Genomic DNA, 12,264 nt, shown 5'->3' on the forward strand with positions numbered 1-12,264 from the left:
GCTAAAATCAATCCTAATTTATTGACTTTATAAGCGCTAATTGCAACCATATAAGGGGGATTATCTTGAAAGCAAGTGTTACTTCATTTTGGAGTCTTCAAGGAAGCTTTTCGTTTTTCTTGCTAGCTTCTTTACCAGTTACAGCACAAGTTGCTCCAGATAAAACGCTACCTATTAATTCTGTAGTGACACCGCAAGGTAGCATCACAATCATTGATAGGGGCACCGTAAAGGATGGAAATTTATTCCATAGTTTTGAAAAGTTTTCTATTCCCACTAACAGCACGGTTTTATTCAACAATGCAGCAAATATTCAAAATATTTTCACCCGAGTAACAGGGAATTCAGTATCTAATATTGATGGTATCCTTAAAACTAACGGTACGGCTAACCTATTCCTGCTCAATCCTAACGGAATTATTTTTGGTCAAAATAGCCGATTAGAGGTTGGCGGCTCGTTTTTTGCGAGTACCGCCAGCGCTATCAAGTTTGCTGACGGTTCTGAGTTTAATGCTACAAATCCCCAAGTTCAACCATTGCTGACTATTAGCGTACCTCTTGGATTCCAAGTTAGCCGCAATGCAGGTAAGATTCAAGTTAACGGGACTGGTCAAGGACTTACGTCTCCAAGCATTGGGAGTTCACCAATCTCTCGAAACAACAGCGTAACTGATCTGCGCGTTTCATCGGGAAAAACCTTAGCATTGGTCGGGGGTGAAATAAACGTAGAAGGCGCTACTCTGACTGCGGAACAAGGACGAATTGAGTTGGGGAGTGTTGACTTTGGATTGGTCAGTTTTAGTCCATCTGCTCAGAGTTCACCCTTAAACTACGAAGGAGTATCTTCTTTTAAAGATATTCATTTATCTCAACAGGCGTTAGTAGATACCAGTGGGGATAGAGGTGGTTCTATCGGTATACAGGGCAAGCATATATTTATAAGTAATGGTTCAGTAGTTTTAAGTCAAAATTTAGGCTCTCAACCTTGGGGAGGTATTCAAATAAGTGCCTCTGATTCATTGAAATTGAGCGGCAACTCTCTAGATAGGAGATTTGTTAGTGTTATCCGAACTGAATCTGTAGGTTCTGGAAACGGGGGAAGAATAGATGTTTCTGCCAAGCAATTAGATATTCAGGGAGGAGGAGCTATCAGCAATAGAAACTACAATGTTGCTAATGGGGGTAATTTGACTATCAATGCAGATTTAATAAAGTTAATTGGAGCTTCAGCGTTCAATCCTTTTGCTGTTAGCAGCATTGCTACTACTGCATTATCTTCTGGAAAAGCAGGAGATATTAAGGTAAGAACACGACGGCTAGAGGCTATGGATGGAGGGCAGATAACGTCTCTAAGTCTTGGAGCAGGTACAGCAGGAAATATAACTATAGATGCAATTAATTCTATACAGATCACCAACTCTGCGGAAGTGGTTAATTCCCCAGGACGCGCGAATAGCCTTTTATCTTCTGTAGCTTTTAATCAAGGCAATGCTGGAAACTTGACAATCAACACCCCAAGGTTGGCGCTAGGAGATGATGCAACGGTTAATACTTCCAGCACAGGCTCTGGCATCGCGGGTATTGTCACTATCAATGCTTCTGACATAGACGTAAAAGGTGGTAGTATTAGCTCGGCGATTGTTGCAGCAAATCCAGCTAGGCGAGAGCAACTTCAAGCTCCACCATCGCCTAGTGGAGAACCTGGCGAAATAAAAATTAATACCAACCGCTTGAGCCTGACACATGGGGTAATTAGTGTTAGAAATCAAGGGGCAGGTAAAGCAGGAACGCTCACAATCAACAGTAGATCCATTTTTTTAAAGGATAAAAGTTCTATCACAGCAACAACGGCTTCTGGTCAAGGTGGCAATATTCTTGTAAACTCTCAGGATTTACGATTACGCAACAATAGTACTATTACTGCCACTGCTGGGGGAAATGGAGATGGCGGTAACATATCCATCAATACAGGTATACTAACTGCTTTAGAAAGTAGCAGTATTACAGCTAATGCCGTTGAGGGGCAGGGTGGAAATATACAAATTAATGGCAGAGGGGTCTTTCTTTCGTCTGATAGTAAAATTACAGCAAGTTCTGAGCAAGGTATTAACGGCACAGTTAAAATTAATGCTCCACAAACCGATTTTAATAGAACAGCCACAGTTCCATCAGCAGTAGTTATTCCCGAAGCTACTCAAAGATGTGCCGCGCAGTTAGGAGAACGAACGGAGTTTGTAGATGCCAGGACTGGAGTAATTCCAAGTAGTCCTATTAGCATCCTCAATAGTTTTTATGGTTGGAGAGATGAATCCGCTCCTGCTTCAGTGACACAATCAAAAGAAATCATGGAATCAACTGGAATTGGAATTAAATCGCCGGAAAAGTACGTAGAAGCGCAAGGGTGGCTCAGTAATGGTGATGGTACCGTAAGATTAACAAATAGATCGCCTAAAGTAGTTCCATACTCTTCCTGGACACAAACTTCTTGCCGCCGTTCTCAACCATCTTAAAAACAAACAGAACGTTTCTAACCAAAAGCAGCAGTCTGGACTGTTTTGGTTAGAAACTCATCAAATACAAAAAAGTTGCTTTTGCTTCCACCACTAGAATCTGCAATTATGTCAATCTTCCAGTACTTAAATGTGTTTGGATCAACAATCTTTTTAGCAGCTTTAAACCTAATAATTGATCCGGTGCTAGCACAAACAGCAACTCCAAATCAAATTCCAGAGCGAATTCCAACAATACAAGAACCTCTAAAAGTTCCATCTATCCTACCACAGAAAGAAGAACCAATATTAGAACCTCCCCCAATAGAGACAATTCCTCCTGAAATGCGTGAGGAAAATCAGTTAACTTTCAGAGTTAAGCGCTTCGTATTTGAAGGCAATACAATATTTAATAATGAACAACTAGAAACAGTAGTTGCTCCTTTCACAAGAAAAGAAATCACTCTTTCTGAATTGCTAGAAGCTCGGACAGCAATCACAAATTTTTATGTAGAACGCAGTTTTGTAACTGACAACGGATTTCTCTTGTCAACTGAATTACGTATTACAGCTTGGGCAGGAGAAAGAGGAGAATTACAGGTAATTCCCTTTTTCAATTTTGGAACTGCTTGGAACAACGATGGTGCTTCAACCGAAACAGAAGACTTTACAGGTACTTTAGCCTCTGTAGGCTTGGGTTTGCAGTACCAGTTAGGCGATCGCTTCAATGCCCGTCTTGACTGGGGAGTTCCTTTATTTTCGATTGATACAAATACAGATTCTCGAACATGGCAAGAAAACGGAGTTTATTTTTCCATCGGCTATCGGCTATTTTAAAATACTTGTGTTTGGGGCTATCCTTGATATTGCTTATCATTTTGTGCAATCAAAAAACTCAATCCCAGACCACCCTAAGTTCCAAAGGGTCTGATGCACAAATCCTCACAGAAAAGGGATACGAACAACTATATCAGGGACAAGCTGAAGCGGCTTTACAAACTTGGGAATTTTCTTATCACGCTTACAAACAATTAAACGACTCTGATGGAATGACTGGTAGCTTGATCAACCAAAGCCTAGCATTTCAAGCGCGTGGTTTTTATCCTCGCGCTTGCCAGGTTCTAACCCAAGCCTTAGAATTAGAAAATTGGCTTTGTACTAGTTCAATTCAAGAAAGGCAATACTCTTTCAAAGAATCTCAAGAGCGGTTGAGCCGTATGTTGCAAAAGCAAGCGATGCGAAAAGTGCGAGTAATTGGACTTCGCAATCTAGGTGATGTGCTACGAATACTTGGTAGTCCAGAAGCTTCTTCCGTTGTATTGAAAAAAGCTTCTGCAATGAGTGAAAGCCTTGCTTTAGAATCAAATTTCAATAATCAATTTTTATTGAGTCAAGGGAACACAGAGCGCACCCTTTATAGCCAAGCTAAAAATAGATATCAGATGACGGATGACCCTGGAGCAAAACAAGAAGCTCTCGTAACAGCTAAAGCCAAAATTAAGTCGGCTATAGAATTTTATCAAAAGGTGCAAGGTGTCTCTGCACTGCAAGCACAGTTAAATCAATTAAGTTTATTATTAGAGATAGAGAAGTGGACAGCGTTAACAAATACAGATATTAGCAACAGAAGGCAACTACTTCAAGGTTTAGTCAAACAATTATCGACGACACCACATCAGTTTGACCAACTTCCGGCGATTGAATCTATCTATGCTAGACTTAACTTGGCTCAGAGTTTGATACAAATCGCCCCAGATGAAAAGTTGAAGCAACTTATTTTCACTAATGGTGAAAACTCGTTAAAAGTAGCATTGTCCATCGCTCAAAAAGCCCGTTTATTAGCTCAAAAATTAAACAATGAACGAGCAGAATCTTACGCATCAGGAACTATTGGTAACATCTATAACTCTCTAGGGCAAGAATTTGAATCTAAAAAATATTTAGAACAAGCAATGGGATTAGCCCAATCAATACAAGCTTGGGATATTGCTTATCAATGGCAATGGAATTTAGGACACTTGTATCAAGTTAATCACAATATTGATAAAGCAGTCGAGTATTACAGAGCTGCTATCAGTAGCCTTGACCAAGTAAGAGGTAGTATTTTAGCAGTTAATACTGTTATTCAGTGGGAATTTAAAGAAAAAGTTGAACCTGTATATCAGGAATACATGGAGCTAATTTTATCTCAAGATCAGCCCAACTTAAAACAAGCAGTCAAAATCCAGGAAAAGCTCAAGCTAGCTGAATTAGAGACTTTTCTACAATGCGGCAAACTTCCAGCCATTTCTTTAATAAATCATAACAAATTAAAGGAATTACCACCGACAATATATTTAATTAAGTTAAAAAATATAGCCAAGGTAATTGTCCGAACTCCACAGGGTGGATTTTATCAACATTCTCTAGATGCTCGACTGCTTATTAACAGTATTGATAGTTTAATTACTGGTGTGAAAAATAAGGAATTTACTGGGATTCAGCAATCTAATTTACTCATTTACTCTCAAGCTATTTACAATTTGCTGTTTGCACCCATCAAACAATATCTGCCTCATTCAGGAACTTTAATACTTGTACTAGATACTTATTTTCAAAATTTCCCTGTTAGTATGTTGCACGATGGGAAAAATTATTTAATAGACTATTATAATATTGCAACCTCTTCCAGTTCTGATTTTTGGCAAAGTCCAGCTTTGAAATCAAATAATTTAATTGCATTAATTGCTGGTATTTTTAAGGAAAGCCCTAGTTTAAAAAATCCATTAGTTCCTAAAAATTTTCAGGTTTTGCCAGAAGTAGAAACAGAAATGGCGAACATTAAAGGAAGCACTACTTCTGCGCTAGTGCTAGCCAATACCGAATTCACCAGCGATAGATTTCAACAAGAAATCGAGAATAATCTGCTGACAGTGGTTCATCTTAGTACTCACGGTCAGTTTAGCTCTGACTCCGAGAAAACTTTTGTTTTGGCCTGGGATGTTCCCGTGGATGTTCGGGAACTAAGATTTTTGCTAAAAACCGAACGCTCTGGGATTGATTTACTTGTCTTGAGCGCTTGCCAGACAGCGAAGGGGGATAGACGCTCTGCTTTGGGAATTGCTGGTATAGCAGCCCAGGCAGGAGCGCGAAGTACGGTCGCCAGTTTATGGCTAGTTGAAGCCGAATCTACTGCTTTGCTGATGGAAGAATTCTACAAGGGCTTGAAAAATGGTATGACTAAAGCTGAAGCACTAAGACTTGCACAATTGAAATTGATGTCTAATCCTAAATATGAGAATCCTTACTTTTGGTCGGGATTTATTCTCGTCGGTAACTGGCTTTGAAGCGATAATTCTAGTCCTATTTGCGCCTTAGCTAATTCAATCACATTGCCTCTAAGCTTTGCATACTGGATCGCCATCCTATATTCGCGGCTTGCCTCTTCTGATAAGCCTACATTCAGATAGCGATCCCCTAGCACTCGATAGATAGTAGGATTTTGAGTTCTTGCTTTGATCCGCTCCTTTAAAACCTCAATTGCTTCACTGAGCAAGTCGTTTGCTTTATATACATAATTAAGGTCTACAGCTAGCTCATCTGGATGTAATTTTAGACTTTGAATCCTCTCAATGATAACTTTTATCTGCTGGGCTTTTTGAGGATGCAACACCATCAAGATGGAGGAGCTAACGATAAACTTTTGTTCCGCCATTTTAGCAAGTACATTTATCTGGGAAATAGTTCCAGGTTGCATAGCTGGCTGCTCTTGGGGGTAAGACAGTGAAGTTGGATTCACTTCCTTTGACCAATCAACTCCTGTTCCTTTGATTTGTACTATGTAGCCAATAGCATTCGGAACAGGAGTCCAAGACAGTACAGGGCGAGGATTTAAGATTAAAGGACTGTAAGGAGTGATTAATGTCGGTGTGTTTTCATCCTCTTCTGGCCCCTTAGTCCTGAAGCAATTGAATCTTTTTTCGCGGATACAAACCTGAGCTTGGTTATTAAAAAGCAGTGAGCATTGTTCATCAATAATGCCGCTCTTAAGTTGTAAAATATTTCCCTTTCCATAACATAAGACTTCTACTGTAGCACTGTTTGCTGGTTGCAGATGATCTCCTTTGCAAGCCTGGCTTCCTGCTGCCAAGCGAATATCACCTTTAATAATACGAGCTACAGGCTGACACATAGGCTCTCTTAAATTGCCTCTTGCTACTGGTTGGCGCTGACCCCACGCAGTACTAAAGTTTGAAAGAAGTAGTATTAACGTAATCGCTGCAACTTGGAATTCAAAAACTTTTTTTTCTATTTTGATGATTGATTTTGTACCAGACTGCATCACACTTATCAAGCTATTTGGAGTTTGATTGACAGCATACCGAAATTGCGTATTCGGGTCAATTTTCCTTAAAAATCCTCTGTAATACTTGCTGTCTCCATTCCTGCACCTCTGGCAGACCTGAAACTGCTATCAGGCAGACTTCCCAATATATTTTAGCTTTGCTCAAGTTACCTACTGCTTCATACGTCTGCGCTAGCAAGCAGTAGGCATCTACTCTTTGTGAGTCTAGTTTCACTGATTTTTGCAAGTAATCTTCGGCTTCCGCGTAGCGCTGCTGCTTGAATCTTGCCCAGCCTAAATTTTTGTACAGCCCAGCTTGCCATTCAGGATTTTTGGTACGACTTAAACCTTGAATTGCAAGTGTTGCCGCCTCAGAGTATTTTTCTTGTCTGTTCTTTATTCGCGCTAAATTGCTAACAGCATTCATTGCTTGGTTATTACTATACTGAATCGCTAATTTGTACTGCTGCTCTGCCAGGTCGTATTTTCCTTGGTCATCGTAAAAATTTCCTAGCCCATAACGTGCCTCCCAATTATTGGGCTGAAGTTTAAAAGCTATCTCGTAGTTCTCAGTTACGCATCTAATATCATAAAGTTGTTGACAAGCTAGTGCCAAATTGCTATGTGCTGCTACATCTGTTGGATTATATTTGGCAGCTAGTTCATAATATTTTCTAGCTATTTTAGGCTCATTTAAATGACGAGACGCTTCATTGAAATAGTAATTAGATAATCCCAGATTATATCCTTTACGAACATTAACAACTACTAATAATAATCCCACAAATAAACTTAACTTAAATAGTTTAGACTTAATTAATCGATGAAATTTTAATTTAAATGGCAACCGCTCCAAACGCTGTAAAATTACTCTAGTAGTTTGCGGACGCTGCCCTGGCAAAGCAGCCATCAACTCATCAATGAAATCAGCAAAGGGTTTGTGAATCTGTGGTGCTTTATTTCTCCAAAGCAAGTTCCCTGTTTTTGGATCTTTAGACAAATCAATAGGTGTAGTAGCAGTAACTAAATGTACAAGAGTCCGTCCTAAAGCAAAAAAATCTGACTGTGGGACTGCGCGCCCTTCAATTTGTTCTAGTGAAGTGTAACCAGGCGTGACTACAGACGTAATTTCATATCGTCCTCCCCTCCCCGTATTAGTTCCTCCGCTTCCACTAATTTTTGCTAGATAGGTATCAGTCACCCGTCGCGCCACCCCAAAATCAATTAATGATAGTTGCCCATTTGGCTGAAGAATTATATTAGAAGGTTTAATATCTCGATGAAAAAAATTGGAGCGGTGTACATCATGAAGAATTTCAATTAATTGTCTGAACCATTCCAATGCTAAAGATTGTGAAATTCTCCCATTAAATTCTATCCACTGCTCCAGGTTTTGTCCCTCGACTTTATCCATAACTAAACAACGCAGTGTCAATTGAGTATCATTAGGAACAAAAGTGAAAAAATCATCTAAGGTACTTTTAGGGATTCTTGGATGATGAATTAGCTGTAAAGTTAGAGCTTCTTGCTCAATTAACTCAACCATCTTAGGCGATCCCCATCTCAGAACTTTCATAATTCGCTGCTCACGTACAGGATTCCACTGAGTACCAGCGTCCTCTACTTCAAAAACTTCCATATAAGTGAACAATTCTTGAGTAAGCGCTCTCAACGGCTTAATTAAGCGGATGCGTCCATTGATCAGCAGCAAAGTGCCACAAGAGAGACAGTTTTCAATATTGTCAGGATTTTGACGTTGATCGCAAAGGGGATTGATACAGTAGCATGACATATTTGAAAAACTTATAGCAATGCAGATGACAATGATTACTAGGCATTAATCAACTAAACATCACCTATTTTGAATCTAAGTTTTATTGCTCTGATACTCTAATAAATAGACTATCCCAGTAAAGATTGCTCAGTATGTAACAATATTGAAGTATATTATATAACTATTTCAGTCTAACTTTAAGTAGAACAATATTCTTGATTTAACAGAAAATAAACTATAGGACTCCTGTTTGATTTCTGAACAAGATTTCAGATAAAATCCTGATAAAACAGGCTTTTCAGTCTCGGTATGTTTTCAAAAATCAAATCGGAGTCCTATAATTGATACACTTCCAGTTTTAACTAGACCTATTAGATATTTGTATGTTACTTTCGTCAAATCAAGCAAGTATAAGCAGAAAAAGCTGTATTATTAAGTTTAATCTAACACGCCTCTACCATTAACCATAATTAAACGCCTCTTGGGAGGACTTTACTAAACCAACAGGATAAAGTACAGATATGGATTTTAGTGCGGAGCAAGGGCTAAGGTTTTCAGATATTTCCCCCTCATCTACTGTTGTAACAGCAGAGGAGCTTCCAGAGCAAAGAATTTCAGAAACAGTAACTTTTGAAGAAGCTTTGGTCGTAGTGAATAATCTAGTGTTTGCAAAAAGGGGTAAACCCCTATCAGATGCAGAGATTAGAATTATGAAAGGAGCGTGGAATAACAGTGAGTTCGTGGAGATAGCAGAGAACTCCCCGTATAGCGCTAATTATTTGCAACGGCGTTTAGCTCCTCAGTTATGGGTTCTACTCTCTGAAACTATTGGAAATGAAGAAAGCGTAGGAAAGAGGAACCTACGATATTTCTTAGAACAAGCCACCAAAAAGTATTCTGTTCCATCTGCACTAAACAAAGAGCAAGTACTTCCCACTAATAACTTTGTACAAGGCATTCGAGGCGAATTACCTGACTTATCTAATTTTTATGGACGGAGACAGGAACTAATCTGTTTAAAAGAATTAATAATAAAGCAGCGCTGTGTGTCGTTAATAGGTGTGGCGGGAGTTGGTAAAAGTGCATTAGCAGCAAAACTGTTAGCAGAACTTAGTATAGAGTCTCCATCTGATTTTGATTGTTTAATTTGGAAATCAGTTGGCTATGCACCAAAAGTTCAGGACTTAGTAGCCGAACTAATACAACTAATCCAACCTTCAGAAATATCCTTAAGCTTGCCAGAGATCACCCAGACAATGATTACAAAACTGGTTAAGCAATTAAAATCGCGCAGATGTTTGCTGGTATTGGATGAATTTGATGCATTATTCCAGAAAAATAACTTCGAGCAGAGGCTAGATTACAGAATATTCTTTCGCCGCTTGGTAGAAGAACAACATCAAAGCCGCTTACTGTTAACTAGTAGAGTTTTACCCGATGAATTTGATAGTCTATTAAGCGCTAAACGGCACATTCAGTTGGTTAAAGTCGAAGGGTTAGACGCAGATGCCGCAATGCATTTTTTGGCTACTCAAGGATTGACTGATAAGCAAAAATGCAACGAGTTAATCAACACCTATCGCGGTAATCCTTTAGAACTTAAAACAGTAGCGGATCGAATTAACCACTTCTTTAGTGGTAGTACAAAAATATTCTTCCAACACAAAACTACATTTTTTAGCAATGAGCTTCAAGCAATGCTTGATGAAGCGTTTGGTCAAGTATTGAATGAGACTCAAAAGCAAATTATGATTTATTTAGCAGATAAAGTAGCTTCAGATTTTAGACCGATTAAATTCGTTGAAATAATAAATGATCTCAACCAGGGAAAACAAGCATTGGTATCAACTTCCGAACTGATAAATGCATTGGAAAAACTTGAAAGACAGTCATTGATTGAAAGTAATAAAGACGCATTTACAAAAGAAATCAGTTTTACTCTTCAACCAGTAATAAAAAAATATATCATGAAAGATCCGCAAAAATTAGTACGTGTATCTCATGCTTTTCCAAAATTAGCAAATGCGTCTTGAGCAAAAGTTTTTACCACAGGGTAATCTACCCTACATAGAGTGTCACAAAACCTCTGATTACCCCTAACTAAAACAATCGTTAATAAATATGGAGGTCTAAAAGTAAAAATCAATAACGACGCTATACACCAGACGACCAAAAGTTCTGTAAGATAAAAAACGAACAGGAAATGGAGGGAGATATACAACAGCACCAAAAATTTAAAGGACAAAGAGTCATTAATTGGTGACGCTTTGCCCAGTACCAAAAACAGAATAACCTCAGAGCGGGGTTATCTCACGAAAACCAAAGCAGTGGTGTTTAAAGTTTGACGCCTTTTCTCCACTGACTGGTCGGACGAGATTTTATCCGTTGCTTCTCGTATTATACGAGAAGCCGCACGAAACACACCAGTTTTGTGTGGCAGTTTTTGCTGTAGAAATTCAGAAGTTTCTGTAAAGTTAAGTTTAGTTAAGAAAGATTCCGAATTTCGTAGCAAAAAGCAGTAGCAGCGCGAATAACAGTTACCAGTTACCAAGTATCCGCATTATCAGTTGGGAGTAGAGTCCAAGGTTAAATAACTGATAACTGATAACTGATAACTGATAACTGATTCAACCCCCTCTCTGAAGCTGAAGGTTGTCAACCAAGAAAAGAGAGGTAAATTATCGTGAAAAATGACCTTGCCCCGTTGGGGCGGCGTGTTGGGTGTAGGCTCTTGGGTGTTGGAGAAGAGTGCAAAATAGCCCCAACAATTACGAATTACTTTCCTTGTGCCGAGCGACTCGCCCTGAGCGCAGTCGAAGGGAGTCGTTCGCGGAGCGTCTCCAAGAGAGGTATTACGAATTACGAATTTTTTTCAAGCACCTCTGTTAGCGATCGCCATCGGAGAGAAATATGCTGACACTAGATAAAGAAAGCAAATCAGCAGTTGATTACGATGTTCTCAACAGCAGTATCAAAGACACCTTCACTGCCATAGACCGATTCGAGTGCTTCGCGATAGATGAAATCCTGCTGATGAGGGAGGAAAAGATTTACCTCCAAGCCGGCTATAAAAATTTTAAACAATACTGCCAAAGTGAATTGTCTGCTTGGGGCGGGTACCGGCGAATCAATCAACTACTGGGGGCAAAAAAAGTAATTGTTGCCGCAGAGGAACTTGGCCAACACATTAAAAATGAGCGTCAGTCCCGTCCATTACTGCGTTTGGTAAAAGTTCCAGAAAAACTCAAACTGGCAATATCACAGGCAATAGATTCAAATCCCTCCCCAAGTGAATCAGATTTCGCCGCCGCAGCCAAAAAAGTTGCTCCCAATCTCAGACGAAAAAAGCAATCAACTTTGTCACCAATGGTTGGCAAAATTGAGGAACCATTGGTTCCCAAAAAAGCCCAAGTCACAGTTTCATCACCATCACATCCTCGTTATGGGGAATCGGGAGTGATTTATGCAGACCCACCGAATCGGTCACAGCAGATTGTCACTTTCGCTGACGGCGAGAGAATGTTGATCAACAATGCTGATTTAAATCACGCAATTGTGACATTTTCTAACTCGCCGACTTCCCCCAAAGAATACTCAGAAGCGATCTGTTCACTAAAACAACAGCACAAAATTGAACTAGAGCGCCTAGAGAAAGATTTGAGGATTGGATTGCTAAT

Annotated in this window: 6 protein-coding genes and 1 pseudogene; 5 read left to right on the forward strand and 2 right to left on the reverse strand. The window is 39.4% G+C overall.

The features are described from left to right. Positions 1-65: 65 nt before the first annotated feature. From LC605_RS01445 to LC605_RS01455, 3 genes are all read left to right on the forward strand, one after another. Positions 66-2,510: a filamentous hemagglutinin N-terminal domain-containing protein gene (locus tag LC605_RS01445; RefSeq protein ID WP_229545805.1), complete on the forward strand. Its 2,445-nt coding sequence runs from the start codon at positions 66-68 to the stop codon at positions 2,508-2,510. A gap of 108 nt (positions 2,511-2,618) precedes the next feature. Next, the gene (locus LC605_RS01450; RefSeq protein WP_229545806.1) at positions 2,619-3,326 is read left to right on the forward strand and encodes a POTRA domain-containing protein; all 708 of its coding nucleotides are present in this window, start codon (positions 2,619-2,621) and stop codon (positions 3,324-3,326) included. After that, complete coding sequence (locus tag LC605_RS01455; protein WP_229545807.1) at positions 3,278-5,815, forward strand: CHAT domain-containing protein; 2,538 nt, start codon at positions 3,278-3,280, stop codon at positions 5,813-5,815. Before LC605_RS01450 ends, LC605_RS01455 begins: the two co-directional genes overlap by 49 nt. Here LC605_RS01455 and LC605_RS01460 read toward each other — a convergent pair. Continuing rightward, positions 5,773-6,660, reverse strand: a complete 888-nt coding sequence (locus LC605_RS01460) for a M48 family metallopeptidase (RefSeq protein WP_229545808.1) — start codon at positions 6,658-6,660, stop codon at positions 5,773-5,775. The genes LC605_RS01455 and LC605_RS01460 overlap by 43 nt on opposite strands. A gap of 208 nt (positions 6,661-6,868) precedes the next feature. Continuing rightward, positions 6,869-8,605, reverse strand: a complete 1,737-nt coding sequence (locus LC605_RS01465) for a serine/threonine-protein kinase (protein ID WP_229545809.1) — start codon at positions 8,603-8,605, stop codon at positions 6,869-6,871. Positions 8,606-9,108: 503 nt separating this feature from the next. Between LC605_RS01465 and LC605_RS01470 the strand changes: the two genes are divergently transcribed. Continuing rightward, the gene (locus LC605_RS01470) at positions 9,109-10,620 is read left to right on the forward strand and encodes an NB-ARC domain-containing protein (RefSeq protein WP_229545810.1); all 1,512 of its coding nucleotides are present in this window, start codon (positions 9,109-9,111) and stop codon (positions 10,618-10,620) included. Positions 10,621-11,497: 877 nt separating this feature from the next. Further along, positions 11,498-12,264: pseudogene (locus tag LC605_RS01475) on the forward strand (hypothetical protein); the annotation flags it as partial.

It is taken from the genome of Nostoc sp. CHAB 5836, assembly GCF_020829445.1.
GTDB lineage: Bacteria > Cyanobacteriota > Cyanobacteriia > Cyanobacteriales > Nostocaceae > Nostoc.

Coding starts and splice junctions, on each gene's coding strand:
- LC605_RS01470 (WP_229545810.1), top strand. CDS start 9,109: ATGGATTTTAGTGCGGAGCAAGGGCTAAGGTTTTCAGATATTTCCCCC.
- LC605_RS01455 (WP_229545807.1), top strand. CDS start 3,278: ATGGCAAGAAAACGGAGTTTATTTTTCCATCGGCTATCGGCTATTTTA.
- LC605_RS01465 (WP_229545809.1), bottom strand. CDS start 8,605: ATGTCATGCTACTGTATCAATCCCCTTTGCGATCAACGTCAAAATCCT.
- LC605_RS01450 (WP_229545806.1), top strand. CDS start 2,619: ATGTCAATCTTCCAGTACTTAAATGTGTTTGGATCAACAATCTTTTTA.
- LC605_RS01460 (WP_229545808.1), bottom strand. CDS start 6,660: ATGTGTCAGCCTGTAGCTCGTATTATTAAAGGTGATATTCGCTTGGCA.